General features: G+C 66.5%; 21 protein-coding genes. 10 read left to right on the plus strand and 11 right to left on the minus strand.

Going from position 1 to position 21,473, the window contains the following annotated elements; all coding sequences use genetic code 11:
• Nucleotides 1–100: 100 nt before the first annotated feature.
• Nucleotides 101–856: an IclR family transcriptional regulator gene (locus SMD14_RS17030; protein ID WP_321214417.1), complete on the minus strand. Its 756-nt coding sequence runs from the start codon at nucleotides 854–856 to the stop codon at nucleotides 101–103.
• A 221-nt stretch (nucleotides 857–1,077) separates the two neighbouring features.
• Here SMD14_RS17030 and SMD14_RS17035 point away from each other — a divergent pair, with 221 nt between their 5' ends.
• The 5 genes from SMD14_RS17035 (at nucleotide 1,078) to SMD14_RS17055 (ending at nucleotide 7,508) form a co-directional block, all read left to right on the plus strand.
• Nucleotides 1,078–2,523 (plus strand): NAD-dependent malic enzyme, encoded by a 1,446-nt coding sequence (locus SMD14_RS17035; RefSeq protein ID WP_157241050.1) that lies wholly within the window; start codon nucleotides 1,078–1,080, stop codon nucleotides 2,521–2,523.
• 37 nt (nucleotides 2,524–2,560) lie between these two features.
• Nucleotides 2,561–4,159 carry a malate synthase A gene (gene aceB, locus SMD14_RS17040; RefSeq protein ID WP_321214418.1) on the plus strand — a complete coding sequence of 533 codons (1,599 nt, stop codon included), beginning with the start codon at nucleotides 2,561–2,563 and terminating at the stop codon, nucleotides 4,157–4,159.
• 3 nt (nucleotides 4,160–4,162) lie between these two features.
• Complete coding sequence (locus SMD14_RS17045; protein ID WP_321214419.1) at nucleotides 4,163–5,440, plus strand: DUF6986 family protein; 1,278 nt, start codon at nucleotides 4,163–4,165, stop codon at nucleotides 5,438–5,440.
• A gap of 17 nt (nucleotides 5,441–5,457) precedes the next feature.
• A complete protein-coding gene (locus SMD14_RS17050) occupies nucleotides 5,458–6,270 on the plus strand; it encodes a bifunctional allantoicase/(S)-ureidoglycine aminohydrolase (RefSeq protein ID WP_157241044.1) in 813 nt (270 codons plus the stop codon).
• Nucleotides 6,271–6,356: 86 nt separating this feature from the next.
• The gene (locus tag SMD14_RS17055) at nucleotides 6,357–7,508 is read left to right on the plus strand and encodes a serine hydrolase domain-containing protein (protein ID WP_321214420.1); all 1,152 of its coding nucleotides are present in this window, start codon (nucleotides 6,357–6,359) and stop codon (nucleotides 7,506–7,508) included.
• 29 nt (nucleotides 7,509–7,537) lie between these two features.
• Here SMD14_RS17055 and SMD14_RS17060 read toward each other — a convergent pair whose 3' ends face one another.
• Nucleotides 7,538–8,719 (minus strand): zinc-dependent alcohol dehydrogenase, encoded by a 1,182-nt coding sequence (locus SMD14_RS17060; protein ID WP_321214421.1) that lies wholly within the window; start codon nucleotides 8,717–8,719, stop codon nucleotides 7,538–7,540.
• Between the two features lie 170 nt (nucleotides 8,720–8,889).
• On the opposite strand from SMD14_RS17060, the gene SMD14_RS17065 reads away from it, so the two are divergent.
• Nucleotides 8,890–9,138, plus strand: coding sequence for a hypothetical protein (locus SMD14_RS17065; RefSeq protein ID WP_321214422.1), 249 nt, complete (start codon nucleotides 8,890–8,892; stop codon nucleotides 9,136–9,138).
• A 33-nt stretch (nucleotides 9,139–9,171) separates the two neighbouring features.
• Here the strand turns inward: SMD14_RS17065 and SMD14_RS17070 are convergent, their stop codons facing one another.
• The 3 genes from SMD14_RS17070 to SMD14_RS17080 all read right to left on the minus strand — a co-directional run bounded on the left by SMD14_RS17070 (nucleotide 9,172) and on the right by SMD14_RS17080 (nucleotide 12,092).
• Nucleotides 9,172–9,879, minus strand: coding sequence for an HAD family hydrolase (locus SMD14_RS17070; protein ID WP_321214423.1), 708 nt, complete (start codon nucleotides 9,877–9,879; stop codon nucleotides 9,172–9,174).
• A complete protein-coding gene (locus SMD14_RS17075) occupies nucleotides 9,879–10,169 on the minus strand; it encodes a hypothetical protein (protein ID WP_157241034.1) in 291 nt (96 codons plus the stop codon). The genes SMD14_RS17070 and SMD14_RS17075 overlap by 1 nt, the downstream gene beginning before the upstream one ends.
• A 114-nt stretch (nucleotides 10,170–10,283) precedes the next feature.
• Complete coding sequence (locus tag SMD14_RS17080; protein ID WP_321214424.1) at nucleotides 10,284–12,092, minus strand: glycoside hydrolase family 15 protein; 1,809 nt, start codon at nucleotides 12,090–12,092, stop codon at nucleotides 10,284–10,286.
• A gap of 84 nt (nucleotides 12,093–12,176) precedes the next feature.
• Between SMD14_RS17080 and SMD14_RS17085 the strand changes: the two genes are divergently transcribed.
• Both SMD14_RS17085 and SMD14_RS17090 read left to right on the plus strand, forming a co-directional pair.
• Nucleotides 12,177–12,908 (plus strand): DUF72 domain-containing protein, encoded by a 732-nt coding sequence (locus SMD14_RS17085; RefSeq protein ID WP_157241030.1) that lies wholly within the window; start codon nucleotides 12,177–12,179, stop codon nucleotides 12,906–12,908.
• Between the two features lie 67 nt (nucleotides 12,909–12,975).
• Nucleotides 12,976–14,082: an App1 family protein gene (locus tag SMD14_RS17090; protein ID WP_157241028.1), complete on the plus strand. Its 1,107-nt coding sequence runs from the start codon at nucleotides 12,976–12,978 to the stop codon at nucleotides 14,080–14,082.
• Nucleotides 14,083–14,089: 7 nt separating this feature from the next.
• Here the strand turns inward: SMD14_RS17090 and SMD14_RS17095 are convergent, their stop codons facing one another.
• The 4 genes from SMD14_RS17095 to SMD14_RS17110 all read right to left on the minus strand — a co-directional run bounded on the left by SMD14_RS17095 (nucleotide 14,090) and on the right by SMD14_RS17110 (nucleotide 16,989).
• Nucleotides 14,090–15,670: a family 1 glycosylhydrolase gene (locus SMD14_RS17095; RefSeq protein WP_321214425.1), complete on the minus strand. Its 1,581-nt coding sequence runs from the start codon at nucleotides 15,668–15,670 to the stop codon at nucleotides 14,090–14,092.
• Nucleotides 15,671–15,753: 83 nt separating this feature from the next.
• Nucleotides 15,754–16,131, minus strand: coding sequence for a hypothetical protein (locus SMD14_RS17100; RefSeq protein ID WP_157242932.1), 378 nt, complete (start codon nucleotides 16,129–16,131; stop codon nucleotides 15,754–15,756).
• A 49-nt stretch (nucleotides 16,132–16,180) separates the two neighbouring features.
• On the minus strand, nucleotides 16,181–16,504 hold the full coding sequence (locus SMD14_RS17105; RefSeq protein ID WP_157241024.1) for a J domain-containing protein: 324 nt from the start codon (nucleotides 16,502–16,504) through the stop codon (nucleotides 16,181–16,183).
• 59 nt (nucleotides 16,505–16,563) lie between these two features.
• On the minus strand, nucleotides 16,564–16,989 hold the full coding sequence (locus tag SMD14_RS17110) for an Hsp20/alpha crystallin family protein (RefSeq protein WP_157242931.1): 426 nt from the start codon (nucleotides 16,987–16,989) through the stop codon (nucleotides 16,564–16,566).
• 137 nt (nucleotides 16,990–17,126) lie between these two features.
• Between SMD14_RS17110 and SMD14_RS17115 the strand changes: the two genes are divergently transcribed.
• Nucleotides 17,127–17,450, plus strand: coding sequence for a MerR family transcriptional regulator (locus SMD14_RS17115; RefSeq protein ID WP_321214426.1), 324 nt, complete (start codon nucleotides 17,127–17,129; stop codon nucleotides 17,448–17,450).
• Between the two features lie 12 nt (nucleotides 17,451–17,462).
• Here the strand turns inward: SMD14_RS17115 and SMD14_RS17120 are convergent, their stop codons facing one another.
• Complete coding sequence (locus SMD14_RS17120) at nucleotides 17,463–18,266, minus strand: phosphatase PAP2 family protein (protein ID WP_321214427.1); 804 nt, start codon at nucleotides 18,264–18,266, stop codon at nucleotides 17,463–17,465.
• 137 nt (nucleotides 18,267–18,403) lie between these two features.
• Here SMD14_RS17120 and SMD14_RS17125 point away from each other — a divergent pair, with 137 nt between their 5' ends.
• Complete coding sequence (locus tag SMD14_RS17125) at nucleotides 18,404–19,516, plus strand: DNA alkylation repair protein (protein WP_321214428.1); 1,113 nt, start codon at nucleotides 18,404–18,406, stop codon at nucleotides 19,514–19,516.
• Here the strand turns inward: SMD14_RS17125 and SMD14_RS17130 are convergent.
• The gene (locus tag SMD14_RS17130) at nucleotides 19,513–21,309 is read right to left on the minus strand and encodes a S8 family serine peptidase (protein ID WP_321214429.1); all 1,797 of its coding nucleotides are present in this window, start codon (nucleotides 21,307–21,309) and stop codon (nucleotides 19,513–19,515) included. The genes SMD14_RS17125 and SMD14_RS17130 overlap by 4 nt on opposite strands.
• Between the last annotated feature and the right edge of the window lie 164 nt (nucleotides 21,310–21,473).

Raw genomic sequence — 21,473 nt, forward strand, 5'->3', positions numbered from 1 at the left:
CAAACGCGAAATGGCAGTTCACGGCAGTGTTCCCCAGGAACATTGCTGCGAACTGCCATTCCGGCGGTTAAGCACGACGGCGGCTTGCCGCTTTGGTGCCTCAGGTGCGGTTCAGCTCACGGGAGATTGCCTCGGCCGCCTCCCGGAGGACGGGCACGGCCTTGTCGGCGAAGTGCTCGTCCACGCGGGATACCGGGCCGGAAACAGAGATTGCCGCTGGAGTGGGCGCATTCGGTACCGCCATGGCGAAGCACCGTACACCCAGTTCCTGCTCCTCCTCGTCAATGGAGTAGCCACGCTCCCGGATGAGCTTGAGGTCGGCCAGGAGTTCGTCCACGTCACCGATGCTCTTGGGGGTTGGGGTGGGCATGCCGGCGCGGGTCACGATGCCGCGGACCACCTCGTCATCCAGCTGGGCAAGGATCGCCTTCCCGACGCCGGTGGCGTGGGTATGGGCGCGCCGGCCCACTTCCGTGAACATGCGCATCGAATGCAGCGAGGGAACCTGTGCCACGTAGATCACCATGTCCGAGTCCAGTACCGCCATATTGGAGGTCTCCCCCAGCCGGTCCACCAGCGTTTTCAGCTGCGGACGCGCCACTGCGCCCAACTGCTTGTTGGCCCCCTCGCCCAGGCGGATCAGCCGGGGCCCCAGCGCGTAGCGCCGGTTCGGCAGCTGCCGGATGTAGCCAAGGGACACCAGCGTCCGCAGCAGGCGGTGGATGGTGGGCAGGGGAAGGTCCGTTGACGCGGACAGTTCGCTGAGCGTGACGTCGCCGCCGGCGTCCGTGATGAGCTCGAGCAGTTCGAAGACACGCTCCACTGACTGCACGCCGCCCGACGCTTTTTCTGCCATTCCGTTGTCTCCTACGGTTCGGAATCCGACAACTCTTATCCGCATCGTGAAAAGAGTTGCTTGGAACACCCAACATACAGCACGCCGGTTCACTCCGCGATGAGCCTGGGCCGGTCATATATGCGGAGCTTGTATTTCCATCTTGCAGATAATAATATCCATAATACGAAAACATTTGATTGAGTAGATGCCCGTTCCCGGGCCCAACAGGAGGACATTCAATGGCGAACCCCAGCCCCGGAAATTCGATCACCCTGCGCGTGGAAGCGCCGTCCAGCTTCAGCGCCACCAGCGAGCTCGCAGCAGCCGTCGGCGCGGCAGGCGCCGCCATCACCGCCTTGGACGTCAGCGAATCCCACCATGAGACCCTGGTCGTGGACGTCACCTGCAACACCACCGACGACGAACACGCAGCCCGCGTCAAGGATGCCCTCAACGCGCTCGACGGCGTCAGGGTCCAGCACGTCTCGGACCGCACCTTCCTCATGCACCTGGGCGGCAAGCTCGAAGTCGTCCCCAAGGTAGCCCTCCGCAACCGCGACGACCTCTCCCGCGCCTACACTCCCGGCGTCGCCCGCGTCTGCCTCGCCATCGCCGAGGACCCCGCAGCGGCCCGCAACCTCACTGTCAAGCGGAACACCATCGCCGTCCTTACCGACGGTTCGGCCGTCCTGGGCCTCGGCAACATCGGCCCGGCCGCCGCCCTTCCGGTGATGGAAGGCAAGGCCGCGCTTTTCAAGCAGTTCGCCAACGTGGACGCCTGGCCCGTCTGCCTGGACACCCAGGACACCGAGGAAATCATCATGATCGCCAAGGCAATGGCCCCGGTCTACGGCGGCATCAACCTGGAGGACATCGCCGCCCCGCGCTGCTTCGAAATCGAGAACCGGCTCCGCGAGGAACTGGACATCCCGGTGTTCCACGACGACCAGCACGGCACCGCCATCGTCACGCTCGCCGCCCTGGTCAACGCACTGCGCGTGGTGGGCAAGAAGCTGGACGAGGTGAAGATCGTGGTCTCGGGTGTGGGCGCCGCGGGCTCGGCAATCATCCAGCTCCTCAAGGCACAGGGCGCGCAGCACATCGTCGCCGCCGGCCGCTCCGGTGCCATCCACTCGGGTGAAACGTACGGGGACGAGCACCGCAGCTGGATCGCCTCGAACACCAACGAAGAAGGCTTCGCCGGAACCCTGCACGAAGCCCTCGTGGGCGCGGACGTGTTCATCGGCGTCAGCGCCCCGCACGTGATCGGCGAGGAACAGGTGGCCGCCATGGCGGAGAAGGCCATCGTGTTTGCCATGGCCAACCCGACGCCGGAAATCGACCCTGTCGTTGCTTCGAAGCACGCCGCCGTCGTAGCCACCGGCCGCAGCGACTTCCCCAACCAGATCAACAACGTCCTGGCCTTCCCGGGCTTCTTCCGGGGCCTGCTCGACGCCGGAGCCTCGGACATCACCCCGGAGATGCTGGTGGCGGCCGCGGAGGCCATCGCCAACCGGGTTGCTGACGACGAGCTGAATGCCAGCTACATTATCCCCAGCGTCTTCGATCCCCATGTCGCCGCTGATGTCGCAACAGCCGTTGCCGCCGCAGCCCACGCCGCCAACGTGGCAAACGCAGCTGTTCCGGAAACCGCGGCTCCCGTTGCCGCCCTGGCCGGCGCCTGATTCACCGCCCGACTTCAGCACAAGGAAAGGACCAGAAATGGCCATCACTGTCACGGACCCCCGGCCCATCAACCGCGCGGAGGAAATCCTCACCCCCAAGGCACTGGCCTTCGTGGAGGAGCTCCACAACCGTTTCGCCGGCACCCGCAACGAACTCCTGCAAGCCCGTGCCGCCAAGCGGCAGCGCGTGGCCGAAACCGGCAAACTGGACTTCCTGCCGGAAACCAAGGACGTGCGCGACGGCGACTGGAAGGTTGCGCCGGCACCGGCAGCTTTGCAGGACCGCCGGGTTGAGATGACCGGGCCCGCCTCGCCGGCAAAGATGGCCATTAATGCCCTTAACTCGGGCGCGAAGGTATGGCTTGCGGACCTCGAAGATGCCAGCACCCCCACGTGGGGCAACGTCATCGATGCCATCCTGAACCTCCGCGACGCCGCCCAGGGCACCCTCAGCTACACCTCGGAGGAAGGCAAGGAGTACAGGCTCCGTACGGACGCGCCCCTCGCCGTCGTGGTGGCCCGCCCCCGCGGCTGGCACATGCAGGAAAAGCACCTGCTGCTCGACGGCGAACCCGCCGTGGGCGCCCTGGTGGACTTCGGCCTGCACTTCTTCCACATCGCCAAGCAGCTGGTGCTCAACGGTCAGGGACCGTACTACTACCTGCCCAAGATGGAAAGCCACCTCGAGGCCCGGCTGTGGAACGACGTTTTTGTCTTCGCCCAGGACTACCTGGGGCTGCCCCAGGGCACCGTCCGCGCCACCGTGCTGATCGAGACCATCCCGGCCGCCTTCGAGATGGACGAGATCCTGTATGAACTGAAGGACCACGCGTCCGGCCTGAACGCCGGCCGCTGGGACTACCTGTTCAGCATCATCAAGTACTTCAGGGACGCCGGCGAGGAGTTTGTACTCCCGGACCGCGCCAGCGTTGCCATGACCGCGCCGTTCATGCGCGCCTACACCGAACTGCTGGTCAAGACCTGCCACAAGCGCGGCGCCTTCGCCATGGGCGGCATGGCGGCAGTCATCCCCAACCGCCGCCACCCGGAGGTCACGGAGGCTGCGTTTGCAAAGGTCCGGGCGGACAAGACCCGCGAGGCGAACGACGGCTTCGACGGCTCCTGGGTGGCGCACCCGGACCTTGTTCCCACCTGCCGGGAAGTCTTCGACTCCGTGCTCGGTGACAGGCCCAACCAGCTGGACAAGCAGCGCCCGGAGGTCAACGTCACGGCCGGGCAGCTGCTGGACGTTTCCTCCGCCGACGGGCAGGTCACCGAAGCCGGGCTCCGACTGAACCTGTACGTGGCCATCGCCTACACGGCGGTATGGCTGTCCGGGAACGGCGCCGTGGCCATCCATAACCTGATGGAGGACGCCGCCACCGCGGAAATCTCCCGTTCCCAGGTGTGGCAGCAGATCCGCAACAAGTCGGTCCTCGCGGACACCGGCAACACCGTCACCCGCGAACTCGTGGAGCGGATCCTGGGCGAGGAAACCGAGCGGCTGCGTATCGAATTCGGCGACGAAGCCTTCCGCCGCTACTACAAGCCGGCCAGCGAACTGATCGGGGAAATCTGCCTCTCTGAGGACTACACGGACTTCCTCACCATCCCGGCCTACGAACTGGTGGGCTGAGGCATGGCAGCATCACCCGTGCCGTCGCTGTCCGCCGGAGACCTGGCCGACATTGACCGGCAACTGGCCGCCACGGACCGGCTGCTGGAGCAGAACTACCCGGGCGACGACGGCTCACGCCAGCCCGTCCACACGGTGTACGTCCCTGCGGACCGGTTCACGCCGTCGTTCGCTGCCGAGTGGGGCGCCGAAGCACTGGCTGCGGCCAAGGCCCACGGCGGCTTCGAAAGGCTGGGGTCGCTCCTGGGCCAGGACACCGCACTAGCGGAGGCCGTTGCCCCGCGCGTTCAAGCCAAGCTCTCCAGCGAGCCCATCGAGGACCTGCGCCTCGATTTTGAGGACGGCTTCGGGGACAGGGGCGACGACGCCGAGGACACCGCCGCTGTTGCCGCGGCTTCCGCCGTGGCCGCCGCAGTCGCGGCCGGGTCTGCTCCGCCGTTCATCGGCATCCGGTTCAAGTGCTTCGAGGCGGCCACCCGCTCCCGCGGGCTGCGGACCCTGGACCTGTTTGTCTCCGCCCTGGCCTCCGCCGGGGAACTCCCCGAAGGGCTGGTCCTGACCCTGCCCAAGGTGACCACCGTGGCCCAGGTCAAGGCTATGGACTACGCCGTCTCCCGGCTGGAGGACGTGCACTCCCTCCCGGCCGGACGGCTCCGTTTCGAGGTGCAGGTGGAAACACCGCAGCTCATCCTGGGGCCGGACGGAACGTCGCCGGTAGCGCAGCTCCCGCATGCTGTCCCGGGCCGGATCAGCGGCCTGCACTACGGCACGTACGACTACTCGGCGTCACTGCAGATCTCCGCCGAATACCAGTCCATGGAGCACCCCGTGGCGGACTTCGCCAAGGAGGTCATGCAGCTGGCGGTGGCCGGCACCGGCATCCGGCTCTCCGACGGATCCACGAACATCATCCCGGTGGGCGACAACGTGGAAAACGCCTGGCAGCTGCACGGCAGGCTGGTCAGGCGTTCACTTGAACGCGGCTACTACCAGGGCTGGGACCTGCACCCGGCACAGCTCCCCAGCCGCTTCGCCGCCACCTATGCCTTCTACCGGCAGGGACTGCCCGCAGCCGCAGCCCGGCTGCGGAACTACGTTGAGCAGACCGCAGGCGGCGTCATGGATGAACCCGCCACCGCCCGGGCACTGGCCGCCTTCGTCCTCCGCGGCGTCCAGTGCGGCGCAGTCGGTGCGGATGAAGTCCAGGCGCTTGCCGGCGTCGGACTTCCGCAGCTCACTGCCCTGGCCCACCCGCGTCTCGCCACCACTTCCAACTCCTAGGTAAGGACCTTCTCTTCATGGGCAAGTACTACTCCCCCGCCGGCGGACTGCCGCCGCAGACCCACCTGACCACCGAACGGGCTATCGTCACCGAGGCCTATACGGTGATCCCCAAGGGCGTGATGACGGACATCGTCACGTCCAACCTCCCGGGCTTTTCCAACACCCGCTCCTGGATCATCGCGCGGCCCATTTCCGGCTTCGCCACCACTTTCTCGCAGCTGATCGTGGAAATCGCCCCGGGCGGCGGTGCTCCCAAGGCAGAGTTCGAGGCCGGCGTCGAAGGCGTCATTTTCGTGACCCGCGGCAGGCTCAACCTCAGGCTCAACGGCGAACTGCACCAAATGGAGGAAGGCGGCTACGCCTACCTGGCCGCCGGTGCTGAGTGGGGCCTGGAGAACGTTTCGGACGACGTCGTGTCCTTCCACTGGATCCGCAAGGCCTACGAACGCCTTGAGGGCTACGAAGCCAAGTCCTTCGTCACCAACGAAAAGGACGTGGAGCCCACGTCCATGCCGGACACCAACGACGTCTGGAAGACCACCCGTTTCACGGACTCCAACGACCTTGCCCATGACATGCAGGTGAACATCGTGACGTTCCAGCCCGGCGGCGTCATCCCGTTCCCTGAAACCCACGTCATGGAGCACGGCCTGTACGTCCTCGAGGGCAAGGCCATGTACCTGTTGAACAATGACTGGGTGGAGGTGGAGGCCGGGGACTTCATGTGGCTGCGCGCGTTCTGCCCCCAGGCCTGCTACGCCGGCGGCCCGGGCGAGTTCCGCTACCTGCTCTACAAGGACATGAACCGCCAGGTGCGCCTCACCTGATCCCCTCCCAACTAGGTAGCGCCAAGTGTCGTTTTGAGGCTCCAAAACGACACTTGGCGCTACTTAGTTGGGGGAAAATTGGTGGCATGGGCACAAACTGGGGCCGCGGGTCGAAGCGGGTCGCGGCTGTCCTGTGCGCAACCCTGCTGGCAGCGTCCCTGCCCGGCTGTACCGGGGAGCCGCAACCTCCGGAGCCTGAGCCGGACAAGCCTGCCGCTTTCGCCCTCCTGGAGGACTTCAGTGCCCGGATGCTCGCGGAAGGCGCTCCCGCAGTCCTGGTCTCCGTCCGGACCCGGGGCACCACCTGGACGCATGCCGCCGGCGTGCGGAGCCTGGAAACGGGCGAGCCGGCCACGGTTTCCGATCCTGTCCGCGTAGGTGGCATCACTGAATCCTTCATCGCGGTTTCGGTGATGAAGCTGGCGGCGGAGGGGAAGCTTGACCTGGACGCCGGGGTAGACCAATACCTGCCCGAGTTCGGCAGCGTCCTCCATCCACCCGGCCCTGTGACTGTCCGCCAGCTTTTGACGCACGAATCAGGACTTCCCGACTTCTCGGTCCCCCTCCTGGCGTCCGGCAATTGGGCGGAAACGATGAACCGGCCGCTCAGCCTTGAACAGCAACTGGCCCTGGCCGCCACCTTGCCGTGGGACGGCCGGCTGGCACGGATCTTCGACTATTCCCGCTCGAACTATGCAGCCCTGGCACTGATTGTCGAGCGGCTCCGCGGCGAAGGGATCGAGCAGGTCCTCGCCGATGACACGGCCAGGCCCCTGGGCCTGGCGAAAACCCGGCTTGGCGGCTCCCCGCCCATGGGAATGATCCACGGCTACGTCGCCCTTGAAGGCAGGCGCACGGACGTCAGCATGCCGGCCTGGCAGGCGGAATCCCCTTCAACCGGGGCCGTGTCCACCGTGGAGGAAGTGAACAGTTTCTACGCCGCGCTGCTGGAGGGCAGGCTGCTTCCTCCGGACAGCGTGACGGCCATGAAGGGCGGCTACTCGCAGTACTACGGTTTTGCCCTGCGCCGCTGGAACAACACCTGCAACAACCGGTTCTACTATGGCCTTCCCGGTGATACCGACGGCTACGGCACGGTTGCCATGACCAGCGAGGACGGCCGCAGCCAGCTGGCGCTGGCGGTCGCCTACCCTCCCGCACCGCCCACCCTCGAGCTCAACCCGCTGATCCTTGAGATGCAGGACGTGGCCCAGGAAGCCCTCAACACGCTGTGCTGAGGGCTTCGTGCCGGGGTTTCACGCCGGGTTCAGGCGCCGGGGTTGAGGACCACCTTGATGCAGCCGTCCTCTTTCTTCTGGAACTTCTCATACAGGGCCGGCGCCCCCTCCAGCCCCGAACGGTGGGTGACCAGGTCCATCACACCCAGCGGATCGGCGTCGTCCTCCACCAGCGGCAGGATGTCCTCGGTCCAGCGCCGGACATTGCATTGCCCCATCCGCACCTGGAGCTGCTTGTCGAACATGGCCAGCAGCGGCATGGGGCTCGCCTGGCCGCCGTACACGCCGCTCAGGGACAGCGTCCCGCCGCGCCGCACGGCATCGATGGAGGTGTGCAGTGCGGCGAGGCGGTCCACCCCGGCGGTCTCCATCGCCTTCCGGGCGAGTTTGTCGGGCAGCAGTCCAAGCGCCTGGTGCGCAAAGCCGGCAACCGGGGAACCGTGGGCTTCCATGCCGACGGCGTCAATCACCGCGTCCGGACCCCTTCCGGCTGTCATCTCCCGCAGCTGGTCCGCCACGTCCTCGCCGTAGTCGAGCGTTTCGACGCCGTGCCGCGCCGCCATGGCGCGGCGTTCGGGAACAGGGTCCACGCCGATGACCCGCAGGCCCCGCTGGACGCCGATCCGGCCGGCGAACTGGCCCACGGGCCCTAGCCCGAACACTGCCAGGGTGCCTCCCGGTGGAACGTCCGCGTACTCCACCCCCTGCCAGGCAGTGGGCAGGATGTCGGAGAGGAACAGGTAGCGCTCGTCCGGGAGCTCGGTTCCCACTTTCACCGGACCGTAATCGGCATGCGGCACCCGCAGATACTCGGCCTGGCCGCCGGGAACAGAACCGTACAGCTCCGAGAAGCCAAAGAGCGCAGCGCCGGAACCCTTACTTTTGACCTGGGTGGTTTCGCACTGGGACTGGAGGCCCTGGCTGCACATGAAGCAGTGGCCGCAGGAGATGTTGAAGGGAACCACCACCCTGTCATCCTTGCGGAGGTTGGTGACGGCGCTGCCCACCTCCTCTACGATGCCCATCGGTTCATGGCCGATCACGTCGCCCTTGTGCATGTACGGTCCCAGGACCTCGTACAGGTGCAGGTCCGAGCCGCAGATTGCCGTAGAGGTGATGCGGACAATGGCATCGGTGGGTTCCTGGATCACGGGATCAGGTACTTCTTCCACGCTTACCGAGCGTTTTCCTTGCCAGGTCAGTGCTTTCACGATTCGCCTTTCTGGAGGTTCTGCCTTCAGTCCGGGCCGCAGCCCGTCATTCGACGCTATCGGCTTCCAACAGAAAAGATAAGTAGGCTGACTAAATACTTGCCGTCCCGGCCCCGGGCTCCTAGCGTGGGAAGGGCCAGCTCCGCAGCTACGTATGAAAGAGGAACGCCATGTCGCTCTACCAGCCGGAACCCGTTGAGATCTCCACGCGCATGCGGCCCGGCGAGTGGAGCGAGGAAAGCCTGGAGGCGCTCGTCAACAGCTACCGGACCCGCATCATGGAGATGGGAGCCAACATGGCGGAAGTGCTCACGGACATTGAGCGGAACGACGACGGATCGGTCAAGGTTGCGGTGGTATGGAACAAGGCCGCGAATGCAGGCGACGAGGACGCCGTTGCGGGCGGGCAGGCGCCTTGACCCGGCGTGGTACCAAGCCTGTGCAATGCGGTTTCAGGGCCGCGCGAGCAGCCGGCCGATGGCACTTGACGTCAGGTTTTGCAGCAGGTCCTGCGGCCCTTCATAGACTTCCACCGCCCCCGCCTCCCGGAGTTCGGCGGCGCTGACTCCGCCGCAGGTAACACCGATGGCGGGAATCCCCAATGCCCCCGCGGCCAGCATGTCCCAAACGGCGTCTCCAATGAAGACGGCGTCCGCGGCCTCCACGCCGATCGCGTCGAGTGCCGCCACCAGGATGTCCGGGGCGGGCTTGCTCTCCTTGGCGTCGTTGGCGCTGGTGGCGCTGTCAATGAAGGCATCGGCGTCGAGGACGGACCCCATGACCGCAAGGTCCTTCTTGCGGGCGGATGAGGCCAGCGCAACGGCCAGGCCGCCGGCATGGCATTGGGCCAGCAGGTCCTTTGCCCCCTTGAAGGCGCGGAGCGCGGGCCAGTGGGATGCATAGAGCGCACCATGGCTGGCCATCACCTCCGGGTCCGCGGACCGGTCCCGCCCCTCGGGCAGGAGGCTGTCCACCAACCGGTCGCCGCCCATGCCCACATAGTGGTGGATGGAGGCCATGGGGATGTCATAGCCGTGCTCTCGGAAGGCGCCCCACCAGGCAATGGTGTGGATGTAGGACGAGTCGATCAGGGTCCCGTCAACGTCAAAAAGAACCCCCCGGCGTCGCCCGCCAGGGGGTGTGGTGCCTTGGGGTGCCATCAGCCTACCGCTGCCCGTTTGGCCGCAGGGGCCTTCTTTCGGCGGGCTGCTTCCTCCTTGGCGGAGTTCACGGGGCGGACGCGTTCCCGGAGAACCGTACCGGCGCCGTCGTGGCTCTTATCCCGGATCAGGCCGGTACCGGCAATCTCCCGCGCCAGTGCCACGCCGGCAACCGCGGCCCTTTTGGTGGGAAAGGTGACCGAGATGGCCATCAGGCTCCCTGCTCCGTCCAGCATCCGGATCCTGTAGCCGCCGTCAGGCGCATCCACGAGCTCAAAATACCCGGCCATGCAAATCACTCCTCCGTCAGTCACCGCGTTGTGCTTTGTTGGAGCACTCCATGAGGTGTTAGTAAGTATACTTATCTATTGCGCGAAGGAGAAGAGACCCCGGGCCGCGCCGCCTCAGCACGGTTCCGCCGCCTCCGGCGGAATGGGGGTGTCACTCCGCCGAACCGTATCCTGATGGAGCTCCAAAGCGCTAGTCACAAGCGCGAAGTGACTGAAGGCCTGCGGCGTATTGCCCAACTGCCGGCCGGCTTTCACGGCCCACTCCTCGCTCAGCAGGCCGACGTCGTTCCGCAGGTCCAGCAGCCGCTCGAAAAGCTCCCGCGATTCCTCGTGCCGTCCCGCGCCCAGCAGTGCCTCCACCAGCCAGAAGGAGCACGCAAGGAAGACGCCCTCGTCCCCCGGCAGGCCGTCGTCGCTCTCTTCAGGGCGGTACCGCAGGACGAACCCGTCCTGCGTAAGGTCACGCTGGATCGCCTCGATGGTTCCAATCACCCGGGGATCATCGGGCGGCAGGAACCCTACGCGCGGAATCAGGAGGAGGCTGGCGTCCAGCTCGGACCGGCCGTAGGACTGCACGAAAGTATTGCGGGCAGCGTCAAAGCCATTGGCCATGACGTCCTGGCGGATGGTCTCCCGCAGCCTTTCCCACCGCTCGGCCGGACCCGGTAGCCCGGACTCCCGGACGCCTTTCACCATCCGGTCCGCCGCCACCCAGGCCATCACCTTAGAGTGGGTGAAGTGGCGGCGCGGGCCCCGCATTTCCCAGAGGCCGTTGTCCGGCTGGTCCCAGATCGTCTCCAGGTGTTCCATGAGGGCCAGCTGGACGTCCCAGGCCTCGTCCGGATGCGTCAGCAGCGAATTCCGGGTCAGCGCGAGGCAGTCCAGCACTTCGCCCCAGACGTCCAGCTGCAGCTGCTCCGCCGCTCCGTTGCCGATGCGCACCGGAGACGAATTCTCGTAGCCCTTCAGCCAGGGCAGCTCCATCTCCGGCAGGCGGCGCTCGCCGTGGATGCCGTACATGATCTGCAGGTCCGCGGGGTCTCCGGCCACCGCCCGGAGCAGCCAGTCCCGCCAGGCGGCCGCCTCCGCCGTGTAGCCGGCTGCCAGGAGGGCCTGGAGCGTCATGGTGGCGTCCCGCAGCCAGCAGTAGCGGTAGTCCCAGTTGCGGGGGCCGCCCAGCTGCTCCGGCAGGGACGTGGTCACGGCCGCCACGATGCCGCCGGTGGGGGCGTAGGTCAGCGCCTTCAGCGTCACAAGCGAGCGCACAACCGCGTCCTGGTACTTCCCCTTGACGGTGCACTGGGAAGCCCAGCCGCGCCAGAAGGCGGACGTGGTGCGCAGGACTTCCTCCGCGTCCACCGTGTGCGGCCGGGCCACATGGCTTGGCGCCCAGGTGAGCACGAACGGGACGCGGTCCCCGGCGTTGACCGTGAAGTCGCTGACGGTGTGCATGTTCTCGCTCTGAAGCGGCGCGGGCGTGACGAAATAGACAGCATCCGGGCCTGCGATGGCGTGGAGCCCCAGCTTGTCCCGACGGACCCACGGGATGATGTGGCCGTAATCAAAGCGGAGGACAAGCTCACTGTGCATCGGCACGCTGCCGCTCACCCCCTCAACGATGCGAACGATGTCCGCCACGGAGTCGCGGGGCGGCATGAAGTCGATGACCCGCACGGTGCCGTCGGGGGTTTCCCACTCCGTCTCCAGCACCAGCGTGCCGTCCCGGTAGGCCCTCCGGGTGCACGGCCCGCCGCTCTTGGGCGCCAGCAGCCAACGGCCGGCCTCCGGCGTATCCAGCAGCGAGTTGAAGCAGGCCGGGGAATCGAACCGGGGAAGGCACAGCCAGTCGATGGAGCCGTCCTTGCTGATCAGGGCCCCGGTTTGAAGGTCGCCGACCACCGCGTAATCTTCAATTCGCGCCATGTCCTTACCCTGCCACAGCCGCCCCGAAAAGGAAGGGCATCCGCCGGTGTAGCCTGAAGGAATGCCGGCCGGCGGGAAGGAACTATGGCAATCCACATCGGAACCTCCGGCTGGAGCTACGACCACTGGGAAAACGTCCTCTACCCGCCCAAATTGCCGGTGAGGGACAGGCTTGCCCACTATGTCTCCCGCTTCAGCACCGTTGAGCTCAATGCCAGCTTCTACCGCTGGCCCCGGGACACCACCTTCGCGGGCTGGAACCGGCGGCTGCCGCACGGCTTCACCATGTCCGTCAAGGCTCCCCGCGGCCTGACCCACGCCCGGAAGCTGTACCAGCCGGAGGTGTGGCTGGAGCGGATCGAGCGGTGCTGGCACGAACTCGGTGACAAACGGGCAGTCCTCCTGGTCCAGTTGCCACCCGGCATGGAACGCGATGACGCCCGGCTGGAGTACTTCCTGGCCATGGTTCCGGAGTGGATCCGGGTGTCCGTCGAGTTCCGGCATGCGAGCTGGGACAGCCCGGAGGTGTACGCCCTGCTGGAACGGCACCAGGCCGCCTACTGCATCATGAGCGGGGCCAACCTTCCCTGCATCCTGCGGACCACCGCCCCGTTCACGTATGTCCGGCTGCACGGCCCGGACCACGAGCACCTCTACGCTGGCTCCTACTCGGACACCGACCTGCACTGGTGGGCGGACCGCATCCGCGAGTGGTCCGGCAACGGCCTGGACGTGTATGCCTATTTCAATAACGACGGCGGCGGCAACGCCGTGCGGAACGCCGAGACCCTGCGCTGGATCCTGGGGGAAGGGTGACGTCACGGAGTGAGGGCAAGCAGCCGGAAGTGGCCCCGCGCGGTGCAGCCTGTGGCAGAGTGGTTCCATGGACACGGCTCCCCAGACCCCGCCAGAGCATGCAGCAACACCCACAGACCACGGCGGGACGGACCACACCCAGCTCTACGGAAACCAGGTGTTCAGGTTTGCGCACCGGATTTCGGATGCCGTTAACACCGTTCGCATCCAGTTGGCCAAACGCTGGAAGTTCGTTCCCCAGACGATCGCCTACCAGGGCTATGGCTCAACCAGCATGGTGCGCGTGCTGGGACGGGTCCTCCTGACCCAGAAGCCGTCGCCGGGCAGCAAGGCAGAACATGCAGCCCGGAACGGCAACCAGAACGTCCGCGGCTGGCGCGCCTTCACCAGCGTGCCGTTGCAGTTCACCGACGTCGAAATCACCATCGGCGATGTTGTCACCCACGTCCGGGCTGACCGGGGCGGGCTGATTGACACCGAAGTGGATGTTCAGCTCACGCCCGGCTGGCACACTGCCGTCCTGCGGGGCGAAGGCACCGAACCTGTTGAGGCGAAGATCCGGGTCATTGCCCCGGACGTAAAGTTCGGCATCGTTTCCGACATTGATGACACCGTGATGGTGACGGCCCTGCCCCGGCCTTTCCTGGCGCTGTGGAACACGTTCGTCCTGAGCGAGCGGGCCCGCATGGCCACGCCCGGCATGGCGGTCCTGCTGGACCGGCTGACCGTCGAACACCCGGACGCGCCGGTGATCTACCTGTCCACGGGGCCGTGGAACGCCGCCCCCACCCTGGCCCGCTTCCTGACCCGGAACATGTACCCGTCCGGTGCCCTGCTCCTGACCGACTGGGGCCTGACCCAGGACCGGTGGTTCCGCAGCGGCCAGGACCACAAGCACCGCAACCTGGAACGGCTCGCCAAGGAATTCCCTGACATGCGCTGGCTCCTGATCGGCGATAACGGCCAGCATGACGAAGCCATCTATTCCGAATTCGCGCAGGAGAACCCGGACAAGGTAGCCGCAATCGCCATCCGCCAGCTGTCCATCAGCGAATCGGTGTTCGCAGGCGGCCATTCGGAGGACGGGGACCACACGGCATCCCGGGTTCCGTGGATCTACTCACCCGACGGGGCGGGGATAGCCAAGCAGCTCGCCGCCCTGGACCTGCTCTGAACCTGTCCTAGGCGCTGGCACCCAAAGCCGTGACGTCGTCGCCGTCCGGCGCATCAGCACCAACAACGTCGGTGCCTATGACCTCAACGTCAAAAGCGTCGGAAGCCATGGCCTCCGCGATTGCGGTACCCGCCGCCGCGGCGAGGTCGCGCTCCTCGACGAGTTCCTGGAGCCAGAAGTAGGAGGCTTTGGGCGTCCGCTCCAGGGTTTCGAAGTCCACGTGCAGGAGCCCGAAGGGCTGGTTGTAGCCGGCGGACCATTCGAAGTTGTCCATGAGCGACCAGACGTAATAGCCGCGCAGGTCCACCTTTTCCGCCACTCCGCCCGGGGCTGTTGCCCTGAGGGCGGCCTCAAGGTGGTCGGAGAGGTACTTCAGCCTGCGCTCATCCGGGATGAACCTGGTGTTGGTGGACTTGTCCCGCACGATGATGTCCTCGAAGCTGGCGCCGCCCTCGGTGAGGATGACCGGCGGGAGGTTGGGGTACCGCTCGCCCATCTCCTTCAGGGCCACTGCCATGTATTCCGGCTTCACGGGCCAGCCGTAGGAGGTGATGTCCGCTTCCGGCCAGGTCTCCACATGGAAGGGTGTTCCGCCGTTGCCGGCCGCACTGAGGTCGCTGCCCATGGCCTCGGCCATGCTCGCCGGCACTGCACCGCCGCCCGGGCCAACAGCCACCTTGGTGGGCATGTAGTAGTTGAGCCCGTAGAAGTCCAGGGGCTGGGAGATGAGCTCCATGTCCTCCCCCGGGTGCTCGAACGAGCTGAAGAACTTGGCGGCCCGGATGAGGTCCGGATATTTTCCGGTCAGCACGGGATCGGCGTAGAGCCGGTTCTGGGCCAGGTCCATCAGCCCGGCGCTGACGTAGTCCAGCGGGTTGATGGAATTCGGGACCATGGGCGAGTAGACGTTGGTCATGCCGATTTCGCCAGGCACCTTGGCGGCGCGCAGTGCCTGCACCGCCAGTCCGTGCCCCAGCAACTGGTGGTGGACGGTGGGAAAGGCGGCCAGGAGCAGTTCCTTGCCGGGCGAATGCAGGCCGAGGGAGTAGCCGTTGGTGCTGACAGTCGCGGGTTCGTTGATGGTCACCCATCTGGCCACCCTGTCACCGAATGCCTCTGCCAGGATGCCTGCGTACTCCCCCAGCCGGTAGGCGGTGTCGCGGTTCAGCCAGCCGCCGGCTTCGTCCAGGGCCAGCGGCGTGTCCCAGTGGTAGATGGTGGCCATGGGGGAAATGCCGTTGGCCAGCAGCTCGTCCAGGAGCCGGTCGTAGAAGTCCAGGCCCGCCTGGTTGGCCGGCCCGCGCCCGGTGGGCTGGATCCGCGGCCAGGCGAAGGAGAACCGGTAGGAGTCCACGCCCAGCTGCTTCATCAGGGCAACGTCCTGGGGCATGCGGTGGTAATGGTCGCAGGCCGTCACCGGGCTGTGGTTTTCGACGATGGCGCCGTCCTTGGCCGCAAAGACATCCCAGCCTGCCGGCCCGCGGCCATCCTCGTCCAGCGCGCCCTCGATCTGGAAGGCTGCGGTGGCAACGCCAAGCGTAAACCCGGGCGGGATGAGTGCGGCGAGGTCTTTGGCGGTGATGTGCATCGGCGGGCCTTTTGTGACGGAGCGTGTGAGTACGTCTCAGGATGGCACAGCTGGGGGCAACTGACGAGCGGAACCAGCGGCCGCTACTGGGAACCGAACAGAAACTCCTTGGCATGCGCCACGGCCTTGCGGAACGCGTCATTCCGGAGGGTCACCAGATGCTCCGATTCACCGTCGGCAGGTTCCAGGTAACCGGTGTAGCCGGGGCGCAATACCCAGATGTCCCCCGCGGGCGGAAGGTAGAAAACCCCGAAGGACCGCTGCTGCTTTTCATCGGCGGTCCAGACCGGCACAACGGCCAGGGCAGCGCCGGTGGCCGGATTGATCCACTGGGCACGGGGCAGCGGCTGCTCATGCGCCTCGGGGTCCAGGAAGGGGGCAGTGCCGGGACCCCATCGCTGTTCGAAGCGCTCGTGGAACGCCGGGATCAGGGGTGAGTCGTAGCGGCGCCATTCGCTCATTCGGTTCTCCGCCTCCTCGCGGTTGTCGTTGTACTCCATCAGCCCTGCGTCAGGCCCAGGGCCCGCTCTCCCACCGCACCGGGGTGACCCTGATGGCGGGTCCGGAAGAACCGGCCTGGCTGCGCACCTTGCGGACGGGGATGGCCTGGGCAGCGGCTGCTGCCCGTTGCTGGTCATAGGCGGCACGCCGTTGCGGATCGCGCAGTACATTGAACGCCTGCATGATCTCCAGGAGCTCCCCCTGCGGGGTGGCCCCGCCGTCGACGTCCGGATGGTGGCTGCGCATGAGTGCCCGGTAGGCGCGGGAAATCTCCTGTTGGGTGGCGTGTGGCTGGACCCGCAGGATTGCGTAGTAGTCGGGGGTGTTCGTCATGTGCTGCCCTGTTCCGGGCACGGGCAACGCCAAGGGTTGCCCGTGCCCGCCGCCCGTGGCTAGGTTCCGATCTCGTGCTTCTCGCTATGCTGTGTCTGGATCTCGATCTTGCGCGGCTTCGCTTGCTCTGCCACCGGGATCCGCAGGGTCAGGACGCCCTGGTCGTAGCTGGCCTTGATGTTGTCAGTGTCCAGGGTGTCGCCGAGGATCAACTGCCGGCTGAAGACACCGCGGGGGCGCTCGGAAGCCACCAATTCCACATTGGGCTGCGTGGGGTCCTTGCGCTCCGCCCGGACCGTGAGGACGTTGCGTTCAACGTTCAGGTCCAGTGAATCAATCTTCACGCCGGGAAGGTCGAACGCCACCACAAACTCGCCGTCCTCCTGCCAGGCGTCCATCGGCATGGCAGCCGGGCGGGCGGCGGTCCCAAAGACCTGCTGCGTGAGCCGGTCCAACTCACGGAACGGGTCCGTGCGCATCAACATCATTTCCCACTCCTTCAGCTCTGTAGGTGTTTATCCGTGTCATATCCATCCTCCGTAATCTATGGTGATGGATATAGATTTTTTATAGCACTCGTGGGAAACTGAGGCAAGGCTACCGGACGGATTTTGGAGAACTTATGGCATCGCAGGAAACCGGGCGGCCGCCCGGCCCCAATGGCAGCAACCGCGCGCTGTACGCCATCTCCGTTGCGGCCAAGCTGGCGGGAACCGGCCAGCAGAACATCCGGCTCTACGAGACCAAGGGCCTGCTGACCCCGTCGCGGACGTCCGGCGGAACACGGCAGTACAGTGACGACGACATCGCCGTCCTGCTGCGGATCGGCGAACTGCTTGAACAGGGCCTTAACCTCGCAGGCGTGGCCAAAGTACTGGAACTTGAGGCCGCCAACGTCAAGCTGCACCGGGCGCTGAAGCGTGCCCGGTCGCGGCCGCCGGGCTAGGGCGGTTCCGGCTTAGTCCTTGGGCGAATCGGCCTTGGACAGTTCCCCGGTGATCCGCTCCCCCGGGATCCGGGCCGTGCGCCAGGTGTCCAGGGCTATGACCCCGCCGAGGATGATCAGTGAAAGGGACAACGACGCGAGGGCGTCGCTGAGCCAGTGGTACCCCAGGTACAGCCGGCTTACCGCCGCAAGGAAGATACCAATCCCCGCCCCCACGAAACCCAGGACGGCGGCGCGGGGATTGCGGCGCCGGGAGAAGATCAGGAAGGCCCCCACCAGGAGGAAGTCGCAGGCTCCCAGGACATGCCCTGAGGGGAACGAGAAGGTGTGGTCGATCCCGAACAGCATCTGCTCCACGGGCGGCCGCGAGCGCCGCACGATCTGGAGGATGATCTGGGAAACGATCACCCCGGTGATCATCGCGGACGCCAGCAGGATGGGGCGCCAGGCATGCTTCGCCGCGAACCCCCACGCCAGGATCACCACCAGGACGATGATGGGCAGGGCAATCGGGCCGAAGACCACAGCCAGGAAAATCATGATGACTGTCAGCGTCTGTGACCTCAGCCCGAGCAGCCAATCGCGGACGGGCACGTCGGCTGCGGACAGGCCATCGGCCTGCAGCACGCTGACCAGGGTGGCAATGAACAGAAGGGTTCCCGCCGTCGCCAGGATAATGGCTGCCCGGTACAGCCCGCGCCGGTCGGCCGGATCCAGGTAGCGTTCCTCAACCACGAACTTGTCGTGGAAGGCACGCCACTTGCCGGTACGATGCTTGGTTCCCGAGCCTGCTGATCCCTGTTGTCCCACTGTCATACCCGTCCCTGCGCCGTGAAGTTTAACCTAGGGTGAAGATTATCCCGCACGGGCCGCGTTGGCGCCGTTTGCCCGCATTTTCCATGCAGTGACGCCCTGCCGGCCATCCACCGCCAGACCCGGGGTAGCCTGTCTGCATGGGTGCCATGAACGAACTGATTGACGCGCCTGCCGTGAATTCCGTTGCCGCCATCCTGGCGGAATCCGCTCCGAATGTGCAGTGGGACAGCACGGCAGCCGCCGCCCACCTGCTGAGCGACCTCAACCTGCGCGCCAGGACTGACCTGGTGGCCCAGGCATTGCAGGCTGACATTGGAAAAGTCCCGGGGGCGGGATATCCGACGGCGGCGGGCAGCTTCCGCGCCGCACTTGGGTTCGAGGAGTTCACGGGCTGGATCTTGTGGCCGGTTTCGGAAGCTGCCGCCGCACTTGCCGTCGCTTCCGGCTCCGGCAGGGACTTCGACGACGCCATGGCCCTGCTGGCGGAACTGACGCCCAGGCTTACCGGTGAGTTCGCCATTCGCCGCCTCCTCCGCCAGGACCCGGACCGGGCGCTGGCCATCATCCAGGCGTGGACCTCCCATCCGGATGAGCATGTCCGCCGCCTGGCCAGCGAGGGAACCCGCCCTTATTTGCCGTGGGCAGTTCGGATCCCCGCCCTCGTCCAGCGGCCGGAAGCCACCCTTCCCATCCTCAGTTCCCTGTACCGCGACCCGTCCGAATACGTGCGGCGGTCCGTTGCCAACCACCTGAACGATCTTGCCCGGCACGCGCCTTCGGCCGTGGTGGCCACCGCCCGGGAGTGGCTCTCCGCGGCTGATGCCAACACGGGACGGGTGGTCCGCCACGGCCTCCGCACGCTCGTCAAGAAGGGGCATCCTGGCGCCCTGGCGCTCCTGGGCTTCACGCCGGCGCAGGTAGCGGTGGCCGGGCCCCGCCTTGACCGGAAGATCCTGAGGGTGCCCGGCGAACTGACGTTTTCATTCGACATCACCAACACAGGCAGGGCGGATGTGGCCCTGGCGGTGGACTACCTCATCCACTACCGCAAGGCGAACGGCAGCCAGTCGGCCAAGGTTTTCAAGGCCTCAACCCTCACCCTTGCACCAGGCGAGTGCAGGAGCCTGTCCAAACGCCACGCCTTCCGGCAGATGACCACCAGGGTGCACCATCCCGGCATGCACGCCCTGGAACTCCAAGTCAACGGCGCCGTGCACGGGCACGCGGAGTTCGTGCTCGAAACCGCTTAGTAGGAACCGGTGGTGAACTGCCAGGTGCGGCCGGTGAGCTGGTTGCCAGCAAGGTCCCGGACCGCCGTTCCGCCGCCGGTGACCGTCACGGTGTACTTGGTTTTGGCGGCCAGCGGCTGCGAGGGATCCAGGATCCACTGGTTGGTGGTGCCGTTCCGGAACACGTTGGCCGGAACCTGGGCGCCGGTGGCGGCATTCTTCACGGTAAACGTGGTTCCGTTGACGCCCTGGACCGCTTCGCTGAAAGTGACGCTGACGTTGTTGCCACGGCGCACCAGCAAGGCGTTGCTGCCGGGCGTGTACCCGGTGATGGCGGGCGCGGGGCCGGTGAGGAAGCTCCAGCTGACGGAGGCAAGCGGGGTGCCGGCGCTGTCCCGAATGGCGGACGTACCGCCCACCAGCGTGGCCGTGAATGTGGTGTCGGCGGCAAGTCCGGCCGCGGGGTCCAGGGTTGCCGTACGGGTGGTCGCGTTGTAGGAGACGGCGGCGGGGATGGTGGCGCCGGCGGAGTTCCTGAGCACGAAAGTCCCGCCGGTGACGCCCTGGACGGCGGTGCTGAAGGGGGCAGTGACGTTGGTTCCTGCCGCGACGGCAGTGGCATTCGCGGCAGGCGTCACGGCTGTCACCGTGGGAGCGGGGGCAGGGGCCGGAGCAGGTGCGGGAGCAGGAGCGGCCGCAGCAGAGTACAGCAGGCGGTTGGGCGTGCCGCTGGTGGCCCCCGCCACCACCCCTGCCGTGGCGTTGGAGGTGAGCGCGCCGGAGACCTGGGCAGGGGTTAGTGCCGGGTTCTGGGAGAGCAGGACGGCTGCTGCCCCGGCCACGTGCGGTGCGGCCATTGAGGTGCCGGACATTGACGCGGTGGCGGTGGAAGACGTGTGGTACGCCGAGCTGATGCCCACGCCCGGTGCGTAGAGGTCCACGCAGGAACCGAAGTTGGAGAAGGATGCCTGCCGGTCGGCGGAGTCGCTGGCAGCCACTGTCACCGCCGCCGGGACCCGTGCCGGCGAACTGCCGCACGCGTCCACGGCGGAGTTGCCGGCGGCAACCACGGCGGTAACGCCGTCGTTCACCACGGACTGGATGGCAGTGTCCACGGCTGAACTGGCGGCGCCGCCCAGGCTGAGGTTCACCACCGCCGGAGCCCCTGCTGCGTGGTTCGCTGCCACCCAGTCCAGGCCTGCCACTACATCCGAGTTGTAGCCGGATCCGTTGCAGTCCAGCACCCGGACGGGAACGATCGTGGCGCTCTTGGCCACTCCGTAGGTGGTCCCGGCAACGGTTCCGGCAACATGCGTGCCGTGGCCGTTGCAGTCGCTGGAGCCCCTTCCGTCAGCCACGGCGGTCCAGCCGGAGGTGATCCGCCCGGCGAACTCGGTGTGCGAGGCCAGGACGCCGGTGTCCACCACGTATGCGGTCACGCCCGTTCCCGAGGACGCCCAGGAGTAGGAGCCGGAAAGCGGCAGCGGCCTCTGGTCCACCCGGTCCAGGCCCCACGGCGCGGGCTGCTGGGTATCGGAGATGCCCACCAGGGCGTCGGCTTCAACGGACACCACCCGGCCGGACTTCGCGAGCGCCGCCGCCTGGGCAGGGCTGGCGGTGACCAGGGCGCCGCGGATGGCGTGGGTGAAGGTCCGGCCGACGGCGAGGCCCTGGGCCCGCAGCCCGGCCGCCTCGGCGGCTACGTCGGTACCGGGCGCGTACTGGACGATGTAGCGCCCGGTAGCTCCGGGATCAGCCGGCGCAACGGCAGCGGCGGGAAGGGCGGCGGCGGACAGGACTGCTGAGACCAGCACTGCGGCGGCGGGCAGCGCAAAGAATGGAGTGCGAATTTTGGGGTCCTCGTTCGGCGTTTTCGGGCTGCGTGGACAGGGGTTTGTGTCCCCGCCCTACCAAAAGAATAGGAGCCCGCAACGCACCGCGACGTGGTCCTTGCGGGATCCTTCGGCAACCCTTGGCG

Origin of the sequence: Pseudarthrobacter oxydans, from assembly GCF_034258515.1 — a bacterium.
GTDB lineage: Bacteria > Actinomycetota > Actinomycetes > Actinomycetales > Micrococcaceae > Arthrobacter.